The following is a 22,427-nucleotide window of genomic DNA, read 5'->3' on the forward strand; positions in this document are numbered from 1 at the left end:
ATTTCGAATAGGTCAGAATCCTAATACTCCCACTGTCGCTTTTTATTGAGTTCTTCTTCTTTTTCTAGCTCTTCTAATGGAATTACTTTTAAGAATGATGGATGTTGCTCTATCGCATATTCTAGCTGTTCTACAATCTTTTCTACAGAATCATTTTCATAATCAATTTCAAGAGGTTCTTTGATTTCAAATGATTGTAAGATATTACGCTTTTTAATACGTAATCCCTTTTTGTCAAAACTACGCCTAAATCCATCTATCACGATAGGTACAACAACAGGTTTATATTGTTTTATAATATGTGCGGTTCCTTTTCGAATAGGCTTCCAAGGTTTTGTGGTTCCTTGCGGAAATGTAATAACCCAACCATCATCCAGCGCAATTCCTATGTTTTCGGTATCCTGAAAATTCACCTTACGATCTATTTCCTTTCCTTTTTCGCGCCATGTCCTACTCACGGTGATAGCACCAGCATACGCTAAGATACGAGGTAACAAACCACTTTTCATCGTTTCACCCGCAGCAACATAATACAAATTCATTTTAGGATTCCAGAGATATCCAATATTCTTTATAGAATCGTCACGACCACTTAAACTCGCATTAAAAACATGAAACATAGACACCACATCTGCAAAATACGTTTGGTGATTAGAAACAAATAGGACATTAGTCTCTTGTAAGTTTCTGAGTATCTCAGAACCTTCAATTTGCAATTCATTAAAACCTCGGTAACGTCTATGAGTCATCGCGCCAGCAATGCGAATCAACCATTTTTTTAAGAAAAGTATATGTCCGAAGGGATTCGTTTTAAATAGACCCATGTAGTAATTTAAATATTGTACTGTCGTAAAAACAGAACTGTAAATATACAAAACCTTCCTATTTCTGCCCAGAAAGTAACAATACCTTTACTTCGCTGAGCATCATTGCAGTAGCTCCCCATACAATATGATCGTTTAATAAAAAGGCAGGCACATCAATATCATCCATATATGAAGTAGACATTTTCTTAGAAATCACAGCTTCATCAGCTAAAAAATCTGCAATAGAAACTTCAATAAGCCCTTCTACCTCTTCTTCCTGAGGGATAAACGTTAACGGAGTATCACTATACCCTAAAAATGGATATACACAAAAATTACTCGGTGGGATATACGTCACACTCATCTCTTTTACCACGGTAATCTGATCTCTAGTAATTCCAATTTCTTCGGCAGTTTCACGCAAAGCGGTATCCAACATATTCGTATCCTCCTCCTCTACTTTTCCTCCTGGAAAGCCTACTTGATTAGAATGCACACCTTTATACGTTTTTCTAAGTATTAAAATCATCTTTGCTATACCTTCTTGATCTGGATAGAATAGTACCATCACTCCAGCTTTACGAGGATTCATTTTTGCAACATCCAAATCACTAAATTCTTTTACACGCTCCATAGGTGCCATCATAAACTGTGCTTTTTTACCTGGCAACGGCAAATTGCTTATTTTTGAAAGTAATCGTAAACACGTATCAAATTTCATGTATGTATAGGTCTATTATTCTTTTAGTACTATTAGCTGTTTTCTTAGGATGTCAAGATACTAAATCTACCAAAAAAGAGGTACCTAAAACCTCGGTTATTAAAGATACTCTCTCCCAAAAAGAAAAACCTGAGGTAGAAGCCCCTAAAGGAACTCCAGAAAACCCAATGATTGCCTCACAAGCCGAATTAAAACCGTTCTTAAAAAAATACGGAGAAGAAAATCCAGAAACCAACGTGCGTATCAAAACACGTTTTGGAGATATTGAAGTAGAACTTTATGAAGACACCCCTTTACACAGAGCCAATTTTATTATGCTCGTAAAGAATGCATACTTTAATACCACACAATTTCATAGAATTTCGCCCGATTTTGTAGTACAAGGCGGTAATAATGACACCAAAACAACCGCTCGTAATCGAAGAAGCATGGGCAACTACTTGTTACCTAATGAAGCTAAAAAGAAGTACCCTCACGTAAGAGGTGCTTTTTCTGCAGCAAAATACAGTGATCAAAATGTAAGTAAAGCCTCTTCCCCGTTTGAGTTTTTTATTGTTCAGTCCAAACGTGGCGCACATCACATAGATGGAGAACATACCGTTTTTGGGAGAGTCACCAAAGGCATGGACGTGATAGATGAGATGAATAAAGTAACTGTAGATGGCACCGAATGGCCAGAAGAAAATATTTACATGAAAATTGAGATTATTGAATAATGAGCCTACACTTTCGCAAGTATACTTTTATATGATTCTTATCATATATACACTCCTTGGATTTATAGTACTGGTTACATCAGAAGATACTAAGGATGATAAACGATTTTATAACTTTCTGAAAATAAGTACAGGTATCGGAAGTGTAGGTATTCTTATGGAAGTAACAGGATGGAATTATTTATGTCCTTTTCAATGTATTTTATTTACATTTTCTCCTTTCATAGCATTAGTTACGGTGAAGTTTATCACATATATTTTTATACATCTATATCGAAAAGAGCCCTATGCTATCTATAAAAACCAATTATCAGATGGAATTTGGGCAAAGAATAAAGGGCATTTAAAGCATAAAAGATATTACAACATATACTCAGCAGTACTATTAGTATTACCCATTCTGGTATTTGTATTTATATTTACGTTTTTAAGAGAAACTAGTTGTCCTTAAATAATAATAAGAGTAAACCGCTAAAGACTAAAATCTAAACAACTGTATTCTTCCTCAAATTTTCGACACGTTGCAACAAGGTTGGATGCGAATAATTTAATTTCACATATAATGGATGCGGTGTCAGGTTACTTAAGCTATTTTTAGATAGTTTTTTAAGCGAACTAATAAGTGGTTCGGCTTCGTAGGTTTCGGCGGCGTAATTGTCTGCTTCATATTCATGCTTTCGCGAAAGCGCACTCATAAAAAATCCAGTAACGGCAGAAATAGGTGTATATAAAATACCAAATACCACCATGCCTACATGAAAAGAAGGCGTCGTAACACCCACAGCTTCTGCTATAATAGGTTGCGCTAAACATAAAGAAAATAACCACAGTGTTACCCCAGTAATCATTACAGAAAGTAATAGGTTTGTAATAATATGCTTTCGTTTATAATGCCCCACTTCATGGGCAAGTACCGCAACAATTTCTGTATCCTCCAGATCATTAATTAAGGTATCGTACAATGTAATTCGTTTTTCGCGTCCCAGACCTGAGAAATAAGCATTTGCTTTGGTACTACGTTTAGAACCATCTATCGTAAAAATATGCGTAAGATTAAATCCCACTTGTTTTGCATAGTGTTCTATTTTTGAACGCAACTCCCCTATTTCTAAGGGTGCTTGTTTATTGAATATAGGTACTATTAATCGGGCATAAAACATATTCATAAACACCGAAAATACTGTTACAACACCCCATGCGTATAGCCAAAAAGTATGTTGTGTCGCTTCATAAATCCAAATGATTAATGCTAATAAACCTCCCCCTATCACAATGCTCATTGCCCAACCTTTGAGCTTATCCATAAAAAAAGTAATTGGTTTCATTTTATTAAACCCAAACTTCTCTTCGATCACAAAGGTGTTGTAATACGAAAAAGGCGTGGTCAATATATCACTAGCTAACATAATGATACCAAAAAAGATAAGTGCAACGCCTATAGGATGGTCTGTAAATGATCGTGCCCATTGATCTACAATCGCAAACCCATCAAAAAAGAAGAATGCCAGCATTAATAGTAAACTAAACGTAGCTGTATACGTTCCAAAACGGTCTTTTGTTCTTTTATAGGCCTGTGATTTTAGATATTCTTCTTCGTTATACACATCTTTTAAAGCCTCAGGAATGGGATCATTAAAATGTTTGGCGTTGAGATATCCCATTACAAAATCGACTACGTATCCTATCACGAGAATTGCAATGATGCCATAAAATAATGTTTGCGATGTCATAAATAGTATATGAATTTTAAATTATTTAGTTTGTATTTGCTTTCGCGAAAGCGGTTAAAAACCACGTTGACGTTTTGCTTCAAAAGTAAGAATTCCTGCCGCTACACTCACATTCATACTGTCTATTTCTCCACACATGGGAATGATAATATTTTGAGTACTTGCCGTGCGCCATGGAGCTGTGAGACCCGTAGCTTCTGTTCCTACAACAATAGCTGTGGGTTGGGTATAATCTTGCATATGGTAGGATTGTGCTTCTTGTAGAATAGCACTAAAAATCTGAATTCCTTTCTCTTGTAAAAACGAGATCACTTCTTCTGTAGGAGCTAATGCAATTTGATTGGTAAAAACACAACCTACACTAGATCTTATGATATTTGGATTGTACAAATCTGTTTTAGGATTTGCAATGATCACTGCATCTACTGCAGCAGCATCGGCGGTACGTAATAAAGCACCTATATTGCCTGGTTTTTCAGGAGCTTCGGCAATAAGTACCAGTGGGTTTTCTGGTAATTGTAACTCTTGTAAAGTGGTTTTTTTTGCTTTCGCGAAAGCGATCACAGCCTCCGTCCCATCTCGATACGCCACTTTACGATATACCTCATCAGCCAGTGATGTGACCAGAACGCCTTCTAAAGAATCAATAAGTGCAACTACGGAAACATCTTCAATAAAAGATGCTTTTATATACAATTCTGAAATACTATATCCACCAGCAATCGCCAAGTTAATTTCTCGCAACCCTTCTATAAGAAATGCATCTTCTAATTGACGAGCCTTAGCTTTAGACTGTATCTTTATGAGCTTCTTTACCGTAGGATTTTGAGAACTTGAAATATACTTTAACATAAATAATAGATGCAATTATTCAAAGAGCAAAGGTATTATAACTATTTTTACTTTTAAACTACTAATTATGAATAAACTATTACTTTGTGTCCTGATATTGGGATGTGTTTTTACGACCAACGCCGCTTCTTTAGAAGCCATCGAAAACCCGCCTGTAGATCTTGGAGCATGTGATGAAGATAATGGGGTTGCTACCTTTGACCTTACTCAAAACAATACTATTGTTTTAGGGTCTCAAAATCCTGCTGATTTTAATATTACATATCATCTAACACAAGCAGATGCAGAAAATAACACTAATGCAATTCCTAATCCAAATGCATATACAAGTAGTGATGCTACGGTATTTGTACGTGTAGAAGAAACGGCTAATACAGATCTATTTGAAATTGGAGTGTTTAATGTGATTGTATTATTTCTTCCAGATATATCTTCAAATATAAGTGATCTTATAGGATGTGATCTAAATCAAGATGGATTTATATCTATTGATCTTGCTTCAAAACAAGATGAGATTCTTTTAGGTCAAGATTCTATTGATTTTATTATCACTTACCATACTTCTTTTTTAGATGCTACTGACGGTATAAATTCTATAACTACACCTTTTAACTATACAAATCAAATAGCAAATACTAATGAAACTATCTGGGTGCGTGTTCAACGTAATGATGGTACTATCAATGACTGTGTAGCGATCACAAGTTTTAATATTATTATTGTGTCTCCTCCTGAAATCAATCCATCAGGGATGGATATTAATATCACTGTTTGTAATGATGATAGTGTTAATGAAGACCCTATAGGAATTACTACATTTGACTTAACCACTTTTGAAGACGATATTACAGGTGGTGATGTGACGTTAATGGTATCTTATTTTGCATCACTAGCTGATCTGAATGCAAATATTCCTATTGCTGATCCATCGGCATATACCAATACCAGCAATCCTCAAACAATTCAATTTACAGTAAGTACATTTGTTTTTACTTCTTGTGCTACTCAGGGATCATTTGATATCGAAGTACTACCGTTACCAAGTCCAGTTCCTAATACTGAATTAGCACAGTGTGACGATGATGCAGATGGTTTTGCTTCCTTTGATTTATTTACTTTAAATGATGTGATTGCAAATGGAGAAGTAGTTAATATTTTCTATTTTGAAACAGCATCAGAAGCAGTCATTGGAGACCCTAGTACTGCTATTGATCCTAATGTTCCCTACAACAATAGTATCCCATCTTTACAAACACTATATGTTAGAGTTGAAAGCACTGTAAGTATTATAGATGGTCTTCCTTGCTTTGTGATTGTAGAAGTCAACTTAGTTATTGAAAATTGTGTAGATACCGATGATGATGGCATTCCTGATGAAGAGGAAGACTTGAATGGTAATGGAGATTTAGAAGATGATGACACAGATAATGATGATATTCCTAATTACTTAGATGATGATGATGATGGAGATTTAGTCATGACCATCGATGAAATCACAGGAATAGGAGCTGGTATTGCGCCGCAAGACTTTATAGATACCGATGATGATACCATAGAAAATTATTTGGACGATGACGATGATGGAGACGGTGTATTAACCATAGATGAGGATTATAACAACAGTGGATCTCCTCTAGATGATGATATAAATGATAATGATATTCCAGATTTCTTAGATCCTGATGTTGCGTTAAGCACTGATGAATTTGAAATAGCAAACTTTGCTGTATATCCAAATCCTGCTACATCAGTAGTTACGTTAGAAAATATTGATGTAGATGCTACAATTACCGTTTACGACACTTTAGGGCGTACTGTATTATTCTTTACAAATGATACTACGGAAAGGTATTCTATAGATATAAGTACCTTAACGAACGGGCTCTATTTTATAAGTGTGAGTAACAGAAGACCAGTTACATTCATTAAAAACTAATCATCAAATGAAAAAACTACTTTTTTATATCCTACTAGTAGGATGCGTTTATACGACGCAAGCTTCTATAGCATCTATAGAAAATCCGCCTGTAGACCTTTACATATGTGATGATGATAATGATGGTTTTGCCACATTTGATCTTACTCAAAATAACGCTATTGTCTTAGGAACTCAAAATCCTGCAGATTTTCAAATTACGTATCATATATCACAAGCTGATGCGACTACTAATGTGAATCCTATACCAAATGCAAACGCATTTACAAGCATGACTACTACTATTTTTATACGTGTAGAAGAAATTGCTAATTCGAATATGTTTGAAATTGGAGTGTTTAATGTGTTTGTTAACGATAATCCTCCTATAGCAACTCCATTACCAGATCTTATACAATGTAATGATGGAAGTAATCAGGCTGTATTTGATCTTCATATAAATACACCAACGATTATAGGAAATTTGGACCCTACTGACTATACAGTTACATATCATGAAAGTCAAACGGATGCAACTAATAACGCTCTTCCTATTGGTAATCCATTAAATTATCTTGTTAGCGCACCAGGTACTGTCATTTGGGCACGATTAGAAAGTGCAACAACTGGATGTTTTTCCATTGCTTCTTTTAATGTAATTATTAACCCTCAACCTGTTTTTACGACACCTGACCCTGTTGAAGTTTGTGATGACATAGAAAGCGGTAGCGATGTAGATGAATTAGCAACGTTTGATTTAAATAGTCTTGCTATTGATGCTACTAATGGTGATCCAAATTTGGCTATTTCTTTTCACCTGACACAATCTGATGCAAATAATAGCCAGAACCCTTTACCAGATATGTATCAAAATGTTACTCCTGGCATACAAACTGTTTGGATGCTTGTTTGGATCACTGCTCCTAATAGCTGCTCAAGTGTTGTGCCTGTCACATTAATTGTAAATGCTTTACCATCTCCAAGTTCTATTCCAAATGTTATTGTGTGTGATGATACTAATGATGGTATCGGATTTTTTGACCTAGCTCCATTACAAGAAGATATATTAAATGGAGAAACTAACGCTTCTTTAACTTTTCATGAGACATTAGAAGACGCAGAAATAGGTACACCATCTATTGACATAACTATACCTTATGAAAGTGTTGCTAATCCACAAATTCTTTATGTACGTGCTACAGATATAGACCCTCTTACAACTACAGAATGTTTTAGAATTATTACAATTACATTAGAGGCATTTCCTATTCCTATAACTACGACTCCTTCAGATTATGAAGTATGTGACGATGATAATGATGGAATTTTTAATGCATTTGTTCTATCGAGTCGTAATGATGAAATTACTGGTGGAGCTCCAGATGTAGAAGTCATTTATTATTTTACTGAAAGTGATGCGATCAATGCCGTTGTTGGTATAGATATAGATGATATGAATTATATCAATAGTAATGACCCTTTTTTCCAAACAGTATATGCCAGAATAGAAAATACAATTTCAGGTTGTTTTGCAATAGAACCACTTAACCTTGTCGTATTAAACACTCCTGAAATTAACAATACTCCTAGTGCTTATAGTGTCTGTGATAATGATAGTGACGGACTTGGCTTTTTTGACTTAACCACCAGAGAATCTGAGATATTAAATGGTTTAAATCCTGCAAATTATGAGATTAATTGGTTTGTAAACCAAGTTGCCGTAGATAATAATGTTCCTATTGCAGATCCTACTAATTATACTAGTAATGCATCTACTGTTATTGCAGTAGTTACTGATATTGATCAAAGTACTACCACTTTTTGTTCTGCACAAGTAACACTCGAACTTAATCTAAATGCGTGTGTAGATACAGACGATGATGGAGTTCCTGATGAAGAGGAAGACTTGAATGGTAATGGAGATTTAGAAGATGATGACACAGATAATGATGATATTCCTAATTACTTAGATGATGATGATGATGGAGATTTAGTCATGACCATCGATGAAATCACAGGAATAGGAGCTGGTATTGCACCTCAAGACTTTATAGACACTGATGATGATATGATAGAAAACTATCTGGACGACGACGATGATGGAGACGGTGTATTAACCATAGATGAAGATTATAACAACAGTGGATCTCCGCTAGATGATGATACAAATGATAATGATATTCCAGATTTCTTAGATCCTGATGTTGCGTTAAGTATTGATGATTTTGAAATAGCAAACTTTGCTGTATATCCAAATCCAACAACAGCAAATATTACAATAACAGGTACTATTCCATTTGACAAAATTAGTGTCTACGATATTACAGGAAAGTTACTTCTAGAGCAAACTATAGCTTCTCAAATCATACATACAGTAGTACTTCCTTCTATTAAAAAAGGTATCTATTTTATACGCATCGATAATCAATCTCAGACATTGCGATTTATAAAGAAGTAAGCTAGCATCCTATAAAAGTATCTCGGAATTCTATAAAGTTCCTTACTTTTATAGGATGAAAAAAATTACTATAAAATTACTTGGAGTGCTGTGTATGCTAACTTCTTCAATTGCTATTTCGCAAGTAACGGCAAACCAACCACAGGATTTATTTACTTGTGATATTAATAATCCTGGAGATGGGTTTGAATTCTTTGATCTTACGACGACTATTCCTGAGATTATTGGAGATCAAACCAATGTAAACGTCTCGTTTCATCTTACGTCTGGAGATGCGCTTGGTAATGGTCCTGGTTTCCCAAACCCTGGGAGTTATCAGAATGTCGTAAACCCTCAATTGGTGTTTGTACGTGTACAAGGTAATGGAGATAGTCAGATTACTACTTTTACTATTGAAGTACGATTGGCTTTTGAACCAGATACCACTACACCCGAACCTTTACTTATTTTTGATGTTGAAGGTGATGGTTTTGAAGTATTTGACCTTACCGACATTATCCCTCAGTTCACGAATGATCCTTTTGTATTAGATATTACATATTATGAAACATTAGAAGATGCGCAAGCTAATTTAAACCCTATTGCTGACCCTGAAAATTATACCAACACTATTCCAGAAATGCAAACTATATATGTGCGTTTTCAAAATGCACCACAGGAAGAGTGTGTAACCATTGCTACTTTTGAAATCATTGCAGATCCAGAGTTAAGTATTGACGATGAGCGTTTATCTTCTGTTAAAGTATATCCAAATCCCTCTTCTTCTGTAATTACTGTAGAAAATATCGACTTAGATGCTACAATAACCATATATGACACCTTAGGTCGTACTGTATTATCTGTAGTAAATAATAACACAACAAGTTATTCAATGGATGTGCATACGCTTACCAATGGTGTTTATTTTATGGAAATTGATAACAGAAAACCAATACAATTCATTAAAAACTAATCATCAAATGAAAAAAATTATCATTTTAGTTGCTGTAGCTATTTTCGCTTTAAGCTGTAAAGAAAAAGTACAAGAAACTACAACAATTGTTACTGAAGAAGTTACCAAAACCATTGCAAAAGAATATCCAGAAGGAATTGCTCCTGTATTCAAGGCACATGGCGGTATTCAGAAATGGAATGACATGAAAACGCTTGCATTTACCTTAAAAAAGGAAAATGGCAATGAGCATCATACGGTAGATTTAAATTCCCGTAAAGTTACCATCGAAACAGAAAAATACACACTAGGATTTAATGGCGAAAAAGTATGGATTGCACAAGATTCTGCACATTTCCCAATTAAACGTGCTCGTTTCTATCATAACTTAATGTTTTACTTTTATGCGATGCCTTTTGTATTAGGTGATGATGGTATTACCTATAGTGATGTCCCTGCATTAGAATTTGAAGGTGTAACATATCCTGGTACTAAAATTTCTTTTGGAAGTGGTATTGGAGATGCTCCAGATGATGAATATATCGTATATCGTAATCCAGAAACAAATCAAATGGAATGGCTTGCGTATACAGTAACCTATGGAAAAAATGAAAAAAGCGATCGTTTCAGCTTTATCAAATACGATCAGTGGAATGATGTTGGAGGATTACAATTACCAAGTGTATTACAATGGTATACTGTAGAAGATGGAGTTCCTACAAAAATAAGTGGTGAACGTTCATTTACAAATGCAACAATCACTGAAAAACCATTAGATGCTTCTAAATTTGCGATTCCTGAGGGAGCTGAAGTTGAAGAGTAAACACTTTACAAAAGTATACTATATAAAATAGGCTTAGTTTTACAACTAAGCCTATTTTTATTTTAGTTAACTATTATCGGTTATGACTACTCTTCTTCACGACGTTATTAGTTTCACTAAACATCAATACTAACTAAAAACAAACCATGAAAAAAATTACTATTTTATTTTTACTAATATCTATCTCTTTATACACTTCTTGTTCTTCTGATGCTGATCCAGATCCAGGACCTGAAACCCAAGAGTTTCCAGAAAATATTTTTACAGGAAATGTTACTCTCGAAACACAACAAGAAGTAAATGAATTTGGAGCCAACAACTATACTATTATAGAAGGGCAAGTAGTTATAGGGAAATTGTTTGATGAAGATAATGTGAGCGACCTAACACCTCTTATTGCTCTCAAAGAAGTTAGATTATTCTCATTACGTATTCATGCTGATCTTATTACTTCTTTTGAAGGTCTGAATAATTTAGAAAAAGTAACCGGCTTAACAATCAGCACAACACAAAATCTAATTAATTTTGAGGGATTAGACAATCTAACTACTATTGGAAATCCTGGAGAAAACTTTCGATTTAATATTGATACAAATATAGCATTAACATCATTCGAAGGGCTAGAGAGTCTAACTACACTTAATACTACCGATTTTATCTTCGGGAATAACCCTGTATTAAGCAGTTTAAATGGATTAGAAAATGTGACTACATTACCTGCTGTTTTACTAGGTCAAAATGCTACTTGTGCAGGGTCCTCAACAACGGTTTTGTGCGGAAACCCGATGTTAACAGATTTTTGCGCTATTCAAAATGCAGTTTTGAATACAGATTTTGTTCTGTTTAGTATTGAATTAAATGGATATAATCCTACTTTAGAAGACTTTGCAAATGGTGACTGTAGTATATAAAACAAAAAAATGGCTGTCTATTCTATGTAGACAGCCATTTTTTTTATGAATAATATACTTATTTTAAGAAACCATACGTCTTAGCATATTCCAACATTTGCGTTTGGAAATCTGTTGGCTGTTCTACTGCAAAGCCAGTAATTTCTCCATCTCCCATAATTGGAACAATCACAGGATTTACAAAACCACTATAAGCAGCACTTTTAAACTTGCTATTACGATCTAAAACTTCTTTATGAAGTGTAGGATCTACCTTTACACCATAATCTTCTACAAGTGCCTTAGCTGCTTCATAATCTCCTTCTGATGTGATGCGTTGTGTCTCACGTAATAACTCTCCAAAGATCGCTCTAAGCTTCGTATAATCGTTTATGTTATAGAATGTCTTTCCTTCACGGGTTACTTTTTCTATAACATTTTCTTTTTCTCCTTTTTCAAATGCCCATGCACTTACCCACTGACGGTTACGCATATGTGCTTCTTCTACATCATCTCCTAATTCAAGACGTACCAATTGAGAGACTAATCCATTACGAATATATCCATCATATGCAGCCATCCCTGTTTTTTCCCAATCTTCTACCAACCCTAATTCTTGAAGTTTTGGATCCATTAAGTAGTATAATCCAAACAAATCGGCTCTTCCTTCTTCTATCGTAGATTTATAACTCTTCAATGTCTCTTTAGGCGTCCCTACTCCTTCATTAATTTGTCCAGATGCATGTCCTACTACTTCGTGTAAAGCAGTGTGTAACTTATCTGCTAACTGTCCATATTTTTTTTCTAATTCAACTTCTTCTCCATCATGTGCAAACTCCTGTAAACGACCAGATCCTCCTGCATTTGCATAAGAGTTTATAATATTACCTAAAGAAACTGACTTACTTCCGTGTGTTTGTCTAATCCAGTTGTTATTTGGAAGGTTCACTCCAATAGGTGTACTAGGCGAAGCATCTCCTGCTTCTCCTGCAACAATTACAGTCTTATACGAAACTCCTTTTACCTCCTTCTTCTTATGTTCTGCCATTAATGGTGAATTGTCTTCAAACCATTGTGCATCTTGAGAAAGTACTGCCATTTTTTTAGACATATCAAAATCCTTAATCTGCACGATAGTTTCGTAAGAACCTTTATATCCTTTTGGATCGTTATACACTTCTATAAATCCGTTGATCCAATCTATATTCCCTTCTGTAGAAGTTGCCCATGCGATACAGTAATCATCCCAAGTATCTAAACTTCCTGTTTTGTAGTATTCTATAAGAAGACCTAAAGCTTCTCCTTGTTTTGGGTTTTCTGCAACTGTTTTTGCTTTTTCTAACCAACCAATAATTTCATCAATGGCAGCACCATACATTCCCCCACTTTTATATACTTGCTCTACAAGTTTTCCATTTTCTTTAACCAGACGTGTATTTAATCCTACTTCTATAGGCTCATTCTTGTCTACTTCTATAGCTCCGTAATATGCTTCTACATCGGCTGTAGTTACATCAGGTCCATAAAAATTAATGGCGCTCTCTAATACAATATCTGCATCTTTAGAAAGATTTACCTTTTTTGCATCTTGATCATTAAAAATTACTTCAAAAGCTTCTCCTTCTAATGTTGCTCCAGAAGCAACCAATATTTCTTTTAAGTATGCTGCAGAAAATTCAGGTTGTAATTTTGCATTACTATAATGATGGTGAATTCCGTTTGAGAACCATACACGCTTTAAATATTCCTCAAAGTGTTTCCAATCTTCAGAACTTTTATCTCCAGTATACGAAGTATATACTTTTTCGAGCGCATCTCTAATTTCTAAGTTGTGACGGTAGTTTTGCGCCCACATAATATCGCGCCCAGCAAGTCCCGCTTGCGTCATATAGTATACTAGCTTTTGCTCTTTGAGTGTCAAATCTTCAAAACCAGGTATTTGATATCGTAATATTTTGATATCTGCAAATTGATCTACTTGGTAATTAAATGCTTCTGTTTTCGCTTTCGCGGAAGCGTTACCAGAAATATCTTCGTTTTTTGTAGTTTGTTGATCTTGACCACAACTTACCGCTAGTAATGCAGCAAGTCCAAAGCCATATAATGCTTTAAATTTCATTTAGATTCGTTTTTTTGTATGCGTAAATATACCAAAAATAGAAGTTTTAAAAATCTACTATCTTAGCTACACTAACTAACCCCATATATACAATGAAAGTTTTCAAATTTCTATTCTTTCTTTTACTCATTTTTTTAATTGGCAGTGCTATTTATTTTGCTTCAAAAGATGGTCGTTATGATATCAAAGAAAGTAGATTAATTGAAATACATCCTTCTATTTTATACAATACTGTAAATGATTACAAAACATGGGAACATTGGGGACCATGGAAAAAAGAAGACTCTACAATGACATTTTCCTATAATGCGAACACTGTAGGGGTTGGTGGTGGATATTCTTGGGACGGTGAGTTTCCTGGTAGTATGAAAACCACTGCAGTTCAAGAAAATGTTGCTATAGAACAAAATCTCACGCTCGAAACACCAGGAGGTGAACGTTCTTCTAAAGTAGGGTGGGAATTTACTCCAAAAGATAATGGCGTTGTGGAAGTATCTTGGAAAGTAGAAGGTGAACATACCTTAATGGATAAAGTATATTTTGCTTTTTCAGGAACTGACTTTGAAGGTGATATGCGTACGATGTATACTTCTGGTCTAGAAGGGCTGGAAACATATGTAAGAGAACAAATGGAAGACCACGAGGTTACTATACACGGAATCACTGAACATGGAGGTGGCTTTTATCTATATAAAACAACCTCTGCCAGCGGCACTAACATTAGTACTATTATGGGGAAGAATTATGGAGAAATTGACCAGTTTATGAAACAAAAAGGGATGACACAGTCTGGTATGCCTTTTACGATATATAATGAAATGAATCCCAACGGAAGCATCATCATGAGCAATGCAATTCCTGTTCCCAATGCTGTAGATATAACTGAAGATAGTACTGTTTTAAGTGGGTATCTACCCAGAACAAAAGCAGTTAGAGTTTCTCTACAAGGTGATTACACCTATTTAGGAAAAGCATGGGCCGAAGCAATGCAGTATATTACGCAATATAAACTTACACAAAGTGAACAGAAACCATTTGAGATTTACACAAATGACCCCGGAAACTATCCTAATCCTGCAGATTGGACGACAGATATCTATATCCCTATAGAATAAAAGAGATAAACATCATATGAAACAATTACTACTAGTTTTTATAGGAGGAGGTACAGGAAGTATAGCTCGATATTTACTAAGTAAAGCTTGGAATACATCTACTACAGGTATTCCTTATGGTACGTTTACAGCAAATATAATAGGAAGTCTTATCATAGGGCTAATCTTAGGATGGGCAATAAAAAATGATACACTTTCTAGTAATACAACTCTTTTATTAGCGACAGGTTTTTGTGGTGGGTTTACGACCTTCTCCACATTTGCTTATGAAAATCATACGTTCTTAAAATCTGGAGACCTTATGCAATTTGCTTTCTATGCCATTGCCAGTTTTACCATAGGTATTCTTGCTGTATTTGGAGGTATGTGGATTGTAAAAACACTATAATATATTTTCACCTTTGCAAGAAGAAGCATTACAACTTCAAATTACAACATATGAAAAGCCATTACAAAAATTGATAGGCAAATCAATTATGAATGTGTTTTATTATGAAATTAATTATGGAAAACCAACTTGGAATCAGGACAAATTCCATTCTTTAGATTACGGGGTGGAACTTCAAATGTCTGATGATACATCTTATTATTTTATTTGGGATAGTATCTATCATCAATATGACCTAAAATTTAGTACAGGAAGTATTGTATCTGAATTTAAAATGAATGCTGATATTCAAAAAAAGTCCTGTAAAAGAAAATTTGTTTTGGGAAAAACGTGTTTTACAGAAAATCAAAAGCATTAAGAGTTTTTGGTCCTATTGGACAATAGCAGGACATACAGATCGCACCTATTATCCACAAGATATTTGTATTGAGTTTGAAAATAATACTAAAGTATGGATCTCAGCTATAGAAATTACGGAAACCTATACTAATGCGGGTAGTGATCATATTACAGTTACTTTTGATGAAACAACAAGGAGTAAATACCATATAGATGATAGATCTTTAAATTAAAAGGGCTATCATCCTAAGATAATAGCCCTCTCCTACTAAAATTAAGTAATCCCCCTAGGATTAAGAATCTAGCGTTTAATTAGTTTTATTGTTTCTTGCCCTTGGTTTGTAGTAACTGTTGCTAAATATATACCTGTTCTTAGGTTTGAAGCATCGATATCAAATGCATTTGCATTTGGTGTTGCAACAGATACTCTTCTTCCTAAAAGATCATATACTGCTACAGATGTAATAATATCAGTACTTGTTGAAACTGTCCAACGATCTGAAGATGGATTTGGATATACACTAATATCTACAGCTGTAAATTCTTCTGTACTAAGCGTTGTATTGTTATGAAGATAGATGTTATCTAAAAAGATAGTTCTTGCTCCATTATCTGCACCTGCAACGGTAAGTACAAATTGTCTTAAAGCATCTCTTTGTTGTGTATTATCTCCAAAATCAAAATCTACAAGAGGTACATCTACAGATACCCACTCTCCAAATGTATTAACAGGATTTGTTAATCCAAATACAGACGTTTCTCCAGCATCACCTACGTGGTTTGATAATGCAGGGTTGGCTATTAATCCTGTAGATAAATCAGTAGAAATCCAGTAATCCATGTGGAAATGTGTCATAGCAGTATTATCTACTATAGTTCCCCAATCAACCAAAAGAAATTGTGGGTCAGGTTGGGTTGCAACTACTTGTTGCGTGTCATCACCTTCTATTTGAATGGTTGTAATATCCTGAGTACCTACTCCAAATGCTCCAAATACTACATCTGGTTGATTTGTATATGCATTACTAAAAATAGAGAATACAGCATCTTCAGCTCTATTAGGAGGAGTTGGTGCAGCAACTAGTGGCATTTCAGGATCTTCCTCCTCTTCAGTCGTATTATTATGAAGGTATATATTATCTAAGAAGATAGTTCTTGCTCCATTGTCTGCTCCTGCAACTGTAAGTACAAATTGTCTTAAAGCATCTCTTTGTTGCGTATTATCTCCAAAATCAAAATCTGCAAGAGGTACATCTACAGATACCCACTCTCCAAATGTATTAACAGGATTTGTTAATCCAAATACAGACGTTTCTCCAGCATCACCTACGTGGTTTGATAATGCAGGGTTCGCTATTAATCCTGTAGCTAAATCAGTAGAAATCCAATAATCCATGTGGAAGTGTGTCATAGCAGTATTATCTACTATAGTTCCCCAATCAACCAAAAGAAATTGTGGGTCAGGTTGGGTTGCAACTACTTGTTGTGTGTCATCACCTTCTATTTGGATAGTTGTAATATCCTGAGTTCCTACTCCAAATGCTCCAAATACTACATTTGGTTGATTATTATATGCATTACTAAAAATTGAAAATACAGCATCTTCTGCTCTGTTAGGAGGTGTTGGTGCTGCTACCATTGGTATTTCAGGATCTCCTCCTCCTTCAGCTAACATTAAAGAAACATTATCCAATACTAAGACACCATCGTCTGCTCCTAAATCAAACAATACACGACTATTTGCACTTCCTGCTGGGGGTGTTAATGTAAATGTATAAGTTTGTAAATCTGAAGTTACAGTAACTACTTCTGTAGCTGCAGAAAAATCACCTTCATTCAGACCAATTCCTGCAATGATAGTTCTACTCCCATCTTCCATAGAAGTAGATGCATCAAAACTAAACGTATAAGCAACTCCTCCTTCTAATGCTACTGGATGACTTAAATTTACATCAAATGGGTTTCCTGAAACTTCATTATCCGATAGATTGAAACTGTTTCCTCCATCTTCTTGTACATTAAACGCGTTACCAAACCAAGTAACCATTCCTTGTTCAAAATCTCCATTGGATAATAGCTCATCACCATTATTCATTTCTTCATTTAAGGTAAGAACTACATTATCGATTACAACAATACCTTCTGCTGCACCCATATCAAATAACACACGGCTATCTGCTGAACTAAAATTAGCAGTCAGTTCTAATGTAAATGTTTGTGTTGCTTCCGTAACAGTAATTTCTTGACTTTGATTTGTAAAAGGATCAACAAAAAGACCTATTCCCGCAATCATGGTACGACTTGCTGTTGTTGCATCTGTAGACGCATCAAAAGTTAAAGTAAATGTTTGACCTTCTGCTATATTGATTCCTCTTTGACTTAAATTTACAGCAAAAGGATCTCCAGCTGTAGCAACATCTACAAAATTGAAGCTATTCCCTCCATCTGTTTGTACATTAAAACCATTTCCTTCCCATACAGTCATTCCTTCTTCGAAATCACCATTTGATAATAAATTGTCTTCGTTCATTGTTTCTTCAACAGTAAGAACTACATTATCAATAACTAAAACACCGTCGTCTGCTCCTAAATCAAATAAAGCACGGCTATTCATACTACCTGCAGGTGGAGTTAGTTCTAAAGTATATGTTTGTGTATCTGAAGTAACAGTAACTGTTTCAACTGCTGCTGAGAAATCGCCTTCATTAAGGCCTATACCCGCGATAATTGTTCTGCTTACGTCTTCCATAGATGTTGATGCATCAAAACTTAATGTATATGTTAATCCTGCTGTAAGAGCTACTGGATGGCTTAAATTTACATCAAATGGATTTCCTGAAACCTCATTATCGGAAAGATTAAAACTATTTCCTCCATCTTCCTGTACATTAAAAGCATTACCAAACCAAGTAACCATTCCTTGTTCAAAGTCACCATTGGATAACAAATTTTCCTGAGCTTGCAATGCAATAGCCCCAAAAAACATAAAAAGTAAAAAAGTAATTTTTTTCATAATTGTGTGTGTGTATTAAGCATTCATTAAATATGAGTAGCTTAGAATTTATAATGTTTGTGTGTGAATGACTTGGACCATTCTTTATTATACTTTTAATTCTAAGGTGATCGAAATACAATCTTACTGAATCAAAGCTATTATTAATTATGAAATTAAAGTCAGTAAATAATAGCAAATTGATAAACTTATCCAATGGTAATTTCGAATTAATCAAATTTAAGGGGTATTTTTTGATGAATCCACAAAGAAGACCTATACAAAAAACATACAGCGTTTTTTTATTTTCTGTTTAGAGTTTTGATTTTCAAACAACTCCAAAAAAGCCTATGTTTACAGTGTTTTAGAAAGAATTTATAGAAACGTTAAAAAGATAAAAAGTTTGAACAAAATACATCATTGTTGTGGTAATGTTGTATTCTAAAACTCACATGTTGTATCGCTTAAAGATTAATGAAGTAGTCATTTAGATTTACATCCCTTGATAAATCTAGTTTCTTTCGTAATCTGTAGCGTTTTATTTCAACACTACGTGAGGAGATATTTAATAATGGAGCAATTTCTTTAGAAGACATATTAAGTCTTAAATAAACACATAACTTCAAATCATTTGCTGTTAATGAAGGGTGTTTTTCTTTAACCTTTCTAAAGAAATCTTTATCTGCATGGTTAAATGCTTCTTCAAAGAAATTCCAGTCCTCTTCATTTTCAATGGTTTTATCTACTAAAGAAACTATTTTATTTATATCTTCAATCTTCTCAGCTTTTAATAGCGCATTTTTAATAGCATTTAAGGTTTTGTTTTTATTAACCATGTTCATAGTAGAAACAGCGAGTTCTCTATTACGAGCATCTATGTCTTGTTTTAAATTAGCATTATTTAATTCTACAATTTGCTTCTCACTCTCTAGAGCTTTGAGTTCCATATCTTTTTTAGTTCGTTCAAGCGCGAGCTCTTGTTGCTTTCTGTAGTAACGTTTATAAAACCAATTCAATAAAATAAATAAGAATACTGTTAAAATCACATACAGTATAATACTAAGGTTAGATAAATACCATGGACGCTCAATACTAAAGGAGTATATTAATTCATTACTAGTCTCTTCTCCTCCCACACGAGCCTTAGCCTTAAAAGTATAAGAATTATGTGGTAAATTTTCGAAGTGTATATTTGAATTTGTTGTCCAAGGACTCCAGACATCGTATAAGCCTTCTAATAAATAGGAATACTCTGTAGTGTGAAACTTATCATATTCAGGAACACTATATGAAAAACTCAAGTTATTATCTCTTGAAGAAAATTCCACTTCATCATCATAAGATATTAATCTAGATTCGTTACCTAAACTATGTACACTTACGGATTTTAAATTTATTTTATAATCTTGAACTTCTGTATAAGCATCAGATGTATTTACAACGATATACCCATTTGAAGTTCCTAACAGATATTCATTTTCTCGGATGTTAACAAAACTCTCATACCCCTCAACAGTATTACGTAGACTAATGGGAATAGGTATTTTTTTAATACTATAAGCGCCATCTAATTTATCACTAGAAATACTAATAAGATTATCTTTTGTAAATGCCCATAATTTATTTTGATCTTCTATTAGTTTACCAGTCACAAAGGTATCATCATTAAATATGAGACTAAGTTTTTGATTAATTACAAATTTTTGATTTTCAGAGTCATACACAAATACTCCTTCTTTATTTGCATAAAAAACAGCATTGTCTAATCGTGATAAACTTGAATGCTCTCCTATATTGACACTCGTATGCTTAAATACTTCTGTAGCTTCTTGATATTCGTCATCTACTTTAATTTCAAAGACTCCTTTATATTCATGATTAACAAGAATTTCATCTGCATCAATAATTTCAAAATGCTTAGAAGAGTTTACAAAGTTTTGGATTTTATTTCTTACACGCCATCCAGAATCTGCACGTTCTAAAACATATAATCCGTCATAATTACCTTGTAAAAGAAGGTTTTTATGAGTTGGTATTTGTTTGATATCCCATGTCCCCTCAATAGTAGCAATTAATTGTTGGCTTGATTTTTCTATAATATAGGTTCCGTTATTATGACCACAAAAAAGGACTCCATCTATAATCCTCAAACTCCAAACCTGTCCTTCAGTACCTGGCATTCTAACAAAATCTGATTGTGAGGTTTCTGGTTTATAAAATAAGCCCTGATTTGTACCTAGATACATATAACCATTTATTGTAGCAGAAGCATATATAGTACCTAATTCACCACTTACATCTATGTATTGATGAAAAGGACTTTGGCTATTTATACAGTCAATTCCAGCATCTAATCCAACCCACAAGTTTTGATCCTTATCTTCTAGTAGAGTCAATGCCGTATTATTATTTAAACCATTCCCTTGTTTAATTTGATATTGAAATACCCCATCTTTAGAAAGTTGAATAATTCCATTTTCAATAGTTCCTAAAACAATAGATTTATTTTTACGCTGAATAGCACTATATACAGTGTATTTTTTTATGGACTCATTACTTAATACTTCCCAAGATGTTGCTTGTTGTTCATCTATAACATAGAATCCATCATTAGCAGTAATACCAATCAATTTCCCATCTATCTGAAAAAGATTAATTAAACGTTCTTGAGCGAGTACAGAACTGGAATTATAAAGAACAGGTTTTCCTTTTTGTATCGTATATAATCCTTCTCCTTTTACCTGAAACAGCAAATCATCTCCCACTAGAAACAGACGTGTTATTTGCGCATTTGGAGTCACCACTTGAACTTGTCTACCTACAGTATCATAAATATAAATACGATCTAAAGATTGAAAAAGTACATACTGCCCATAACTCTCTATATTCCAAATATGCTCATCCTCAATCATTTCTATATGCAAATTAGCAATAATTGAAGTATATTTTAAAACTCCTGTAACCTCTTTCTCCCAAACACCAAAATCCATATAAGCGCCCGTATATACCTTATCTGAAACAGCTTTTACAGCTCTAACAATTGTTCTATTTGGAGAAGGGTACAAATCCCATTGTGCTCCATTAAATGTTAATAAACCTCTATTATTTGCAACAAATATGGTCTTGTCTGGACCTTGAGTGAGCATCCAGTTTTGATTATCAGCATCGTAAACACTAGGCGGATAATTTACAACAGGCGGGAGTTCTTGCGCTTTCGCGAAAGCAAAGAAAAATAATAAAAAACTTATACGTATGATATACTGTGTCATTTTGAATATTTCTCTTTAATGAAAATTTAAAAAAGTAGCATTTCCTAACCAAATGAAGGATACTATACTACCGTAATAGTCATTCATTTATTTAAAAAATAATAAACAATGATGCTTTTTACTTACATCTAATGGGAGTAATGCCTATACAATAAATAAAAACACTACAACATGAGTACAACATTAACACAAAATTAACACAACACAGCTATATGTTAGCATTTTTTTAAAGTTAAAAAAACGAGTTGACAAATATCAATATTCTCAATATTTATAGGCTAAAATCATCAAATTCTTAAAAAATCATACTCAAATAAGCAAAATGTATAGTTTTTGTGCATTTATAATTAATAATATTTACAT

General features: G+C 34.0%; 18 protein-coding genes. 11 read left to right on the forward strand and 7 right to left on the reverse strand.

Annotation, left to right across the window (positions count from 1 at the left end):
- Window positions 1-20: 20 nt before the first annotated feature.
- Together Q1A01_RS12650 and Q1A01_RS12655 are read right to left on the reverse strand one after the other, a co-directional pair.
- Entirely contained in the window at window positions 21-824 is an 804-nt protein-coding gene (locus Q1A01_RS12650; protein ID WP_299681233.1) for a lysophospholipid acyltransferase family protein, read from the reverse strand.
- Window positions 825-882: 58 nt separating this feature from the next.
- On the reverse strand, window positions 883-1,527 hold the full coding sequence (locus Q1A01_RS12655) for a CoA pyrophosphatase (protein WP_299681236.1): 645 nt from the start codon (window positions 1,525-1,527) through the stop codon (window positions 883-885).
- Window positions 1,528-1,529: 2 nt separating this feature from the next.
- On the opposite strand from Q1A01_RS12655, the gene Q1A01_RS12660 reads away from it, so the two are divergent.
- Together Q1A01_RS12660 and Q1A01_RS12665 are read left to right on the forward strand one after the other, a co-directional pair.
- Complete coding sequence (locus Q1A01_RS12660) at window positions 1,530-2,243, forward strand: peptidylprolyl isomerase (protein WP_299681239.1); 714 nt, start codon at window positions 1,530-1,532, stop codon at window positions 2,241-2,243.
- Between the two features lie 31 nt (window positions 2,244-2,274).
- On the forward strand, window positions 2,275-2,694 hold the full coding sequence (locus Q1A01_RS12665; RefSeq protein WP_299681242.1) for a hypothetical protein: 420 nt from the start codon (window positions 2,275-2,277) through the stop codon (window positions 2,692-2,694).
- Window positions 2,695-2,728: 34 nt separating this feature from the next.
- Here the strand turns inward: Q1A01_RS12665 and Q1A01_RS12670 are convergent, their stop codons facing one another.
- Together Q1A01_RS12670 and Q1A01_RS12675 are read right to left on the reverse strand one after the other, a co-directional pair.
- Entirely contained in the window at window positions 2,729-3,973 is a 1,245-nt protein-coding gene (locus Q1A01_RS12670) for a M48 family metallopeptidase (RefSeq protein ID WP_299681245.1), read from the reverse strand.
- Window positions 3,974-4,027: 54 nt separating this feature from the next.
- Window positions 4,028-4,825, reverse strand: coding sequence for a TrmH family RNA methyltransferase (locus Q1A01_RS12675; protein WP_299681248.1), 798 nt, complete (start codon window positions 4,823-4,825; stop codon window positions 4,028-4,030).
- Window positions 4,826-4,892: 67 nt separating this feature from the next.
- Between Q1A01_RS12675 and Q1A01_RS12680 the strand changes: the two genes are divergently transcribed.
- The 5 genes from Q1A01_RS12680 to Q1A01_RS12700 all read left to right on the forward strand — a co-directional run bounded on the left by Q1A01_RS12680 (window position 4,893) and on the right by Q1A01_RS12700 (window position 11,863).
- On the forward strand, window positions 4,893-6,761 hold the full coding sequence (locus Q1A01_RS12680; protein ID WP_299681251.1) for a T9SS type A sorting domain-containing protein: 1,869 nt from the start codon (window positions 4,893-4,895) through the stop codon (window positions 6,759-6,761).
- Window positions 6,762-6,768: 7 nt separating this feature from the next.
- Window positions 6,769-9,198 carry a T9SS type A sorting domain-containing protein gene (locus Q1A01_RS12685; protein WP_299681254.1) on the forward strand — a complete coding sequence of 810 codons (2,430 nt, stop codon included), beginning with the start codon at window positions 6,769-6,771 and terminating at the stop codon, window positions 9,196-9,198.
- Window positions 9,199-9,253: 55 nt separating this feature from the next.
- Window positions 9,254-10,150 (forward strand): T9SS type A sorting domain-containing protein, encoded by an 897-nt coding sequence (locus tag Q1A01_RS12690; RefSeq protein WP_299681257.1) that lies wholly within the window; start codon window positions 9,254-9,256, stop codon window positions 10,148-10,150.
- Between the two features lie 7 nt (window positions 10,151-10,157).
- Window positions 10,158-10,952, forward strand: coding sequence for a DUF6503 family protein (locus Q1A01_RS12695; RefSeq protein WP_299681260.1), 795 nt, complete (start codon window positions 10,158-10,160; stop codon window positions 10,950-10,952).
- A gap of 146 nt (window positions 10,953-11,098) precedes the next feature.
- Window positions 11,099-11,863 (forward strand): hypothetical protein, encoded by a 765-nt coding sequence (locus tag Q1A01_RS12700; RefSeq protein ID WP_299681263.1) that lies wholly within the window; start codon window positions 11,099-11,101, stop codon window positions 11,861-11,863.
- Window positions 11,864-11,921: 58 nt separating this feature from the next.
- Here Q1A01_RS12700 and Q1A01_RS12705 read toward each other — a convergent pair whose 3' ends face one another.
- Window positions 11,922-13,961 carry a dihydrofolate reductase gene (locus tag Q1A01_RS12705; RefSeq protein ID WP_299681266.1) on the reverse strand — a complete coding sequence of 680 codons (2,040 nt, stop codon included), beginning with the start codon at window positions 13,959-13,961 and terminating at the stop codon, window positions 11,922-11,924.
- A gap of 92 nt (window positions 13,962-14,053) precedes the next feature.
- Here Q1A01_RS12705 and Q1A01_RS12710 point away from each other — a divergent pair, with 92 nt between their 5' ends.
- From Q1A01_RS12710 to Q1A01_RS12725, 4 genes are read left to right on the forward strand one after another with little or no spacing between them, the layout of a single operon-like run.
- A complete protein-coding gene (locus Q1A01_RS12710) occupies window positions 14,054-15,076 on the forward strand; it encodes a GyrI-like domain-containing protein (protein WP_299681269.1) in 1,023 nt (340 codons plus the stop codon).
- 16 nt (window positions 15,077-15,092) lie between these two features.
- Entirely contained in the window at window positions 15,093-15,464 is a 372-nt protein-coding gene (crcB, locus tag Q1A01_RS12715) for a fluoride efflux transporter CrcB (RefSeq protein WP_299681272.1), read from the forward strand.
- Between the two features lie 13 nt (window positions 15,465-15,477).
- Entirely contained in the window at window positions 15,478-15,822 is a 345-nt protein-coding gene (locus tag Q1A01_RS12720) for a hypothetical protein (protein WP_299681275.1), read from the forward strand.
- Window positions 15,779-16,036: a hypothetical protein gene (locus Q1A01_RS12725; RefSeq protein ID WP_299681278.1), complete on the forward strand. Its 258-nt coding sequence runs from the start codon at window positions 15,779-15,781 to the stop codon at window positions 16,034-16,036. Before Q1A01_RS12720 ends, Q1A01_RS12725 begins: the two co-directional genes overlap by 44 nt.
- Before the next feature lie 68 nt (window positions 16,037-16,104).
- Here Q1A01_RS12725 and Q1A01_RS12730 read toward each other — a convergent pair whose 3' ends face one another.
- Both Q1A01_RS12730 and Q1A01_RS12735 read right to left on the reverse strand, forming a co-directional pair.
- The gene (locus Q1A01_RS12730; RefSeq protein WP_299681281.1) at window positions 16,105-18,816 is read right to left on the reverse strand and encodes a carbohydrate binding domain-containing protein; all 2,712 of its coding nucleotides are present in this window, start codon (window positions 18,814-18,816) and stop codon (window positions 16,105-16,107) included.
- Window positions 18,817-19,259: 443 nt separating this feature from the next.
- Window positions 19,260-22,064, reverse strand: coding sequence for a two-component regulator propeller domain-containing protein (locus Q1A01_RS12735; protein ID WP_299681284.1), 2,805 nt, complete (start codon window positions 22,062-22,064; stop codon window positions 19,260-19,262).
- Window positions 22,065-22,427 lie beyond the last annotated feature (363 nt).

The organism is uncultured Dokdonia sp. (assembly GCF_947492815.1).
Lineage (GTDB): Bacteria > Bacteroidota > Bacteroidia > Flavobacteriales > Flavobacteriaceae > Dokdonia.

Coding starts and splice junctions, on each gene's coding strand:
- Q1A01_RS12650 (WP_299681233.1), bottom strand. CDS start 824: ATGGGTCTATTTAAAACGAATCCCTTCGGACATATACTTTTCTTAAAA.
- Q1A01_RS12655 (WP_299681236.1), bottom strand. CDS start 1,527: ATGAAATTTGATACGTGTTTACGATTACTTTCAAAAATAAGCAATTTG.
- Q1A01_RS12660 (WP_299681239.1), top strand. CDS start 1,530: ATGTATAGGTCTATTATTCTTTTAGTACTATTAGCTGTTTTCTTAGGA.
- Q1A01_RS12665 (WP_299681242.1), top strand. CDS start 2,275: ATGATTCTTATCATATATACACTCCTTGGATTTATAGTACTGGTTACA.
- Q1A01_RS12670 (WP_299681245.1), bottom strand. CDS start 3,973: ATGACATCGCAAACATTATTTTATGGCATCATTGCAATTCTCGTGATA.
- Q1A01_RS12675 (WP_299681248.1), bottom strand. CDS start 4,825: ATGTTAAAGTATATTTCAAGTTCTCAAAATCCTACGGTAAAGAAGCTC.
- Q1A01_RS12680 (WP_299681251.1), top strand. CDS start 4,893: ATGAATAAACTATTACTTTGTGTCCTGATATTGGGATGTGTTTTTACG.
- Q1A01_RS12685 (WP_299681254.1), top strand. CDS start 6,769: ATGAAAAAACTACTTTTTTATATCCTACTAGTAGGATGCGTTTATACG.
- Q1A01_RS12690 (WP_299681257.1), top strand. CDS start 9,254: ATGAAAAAAATTACTATAAAATTACTTGGAGTGCTGTGTATGCTAACT.
- Q1A01_RS12695 (WP_299681260.1), top strand. CDS start 10,158: ATGAAAAAAATTATCATTTTAGTTGCTGTAGCTATTTTCGCTTTAAGC.
- Q1A01_RS12700 (WP_299681263.1), top strand. CDS start 11,099: ATGAAAAAAATTACTATTTTATTTTTACTAATATCTATCTCTTTATAC.
- Q1A01_RS12705 (WP_299681266.1), bottom strand. CDS start 13,961: ATGAAATTTAAAGCATTATATGGCTTTGGACTTGCTGCATTACTAGCG.
- Q1A01_RS12710 (WP_299681269.1), top strand. CDS start 14,054: ATGAAAGTTTTCAAATTTCTATTCTTTCTTTTACTCATTTTTTTAATT.
- crcB (WP_299681272.1), top strand. CDS start 15,093: ATGAAACAATTACTACTAGTTTTTATAGGAGGAGGTACAGGAAGTATA.
- Q1A01_RS12730 (WP_299681281.1), bottom strand. CDS start 18,816: ATGAAAAAAATTACTTTTTTACTTTTTATGTTTTTTGGGGCTATTGCA.
- Q1A01_RS12735 (WP_299681284.1), bottom strand. CDS start 22,064: ATGACACAGTATATCATACGTATAAGTTTTTTATTATTTTTCTTTGCT.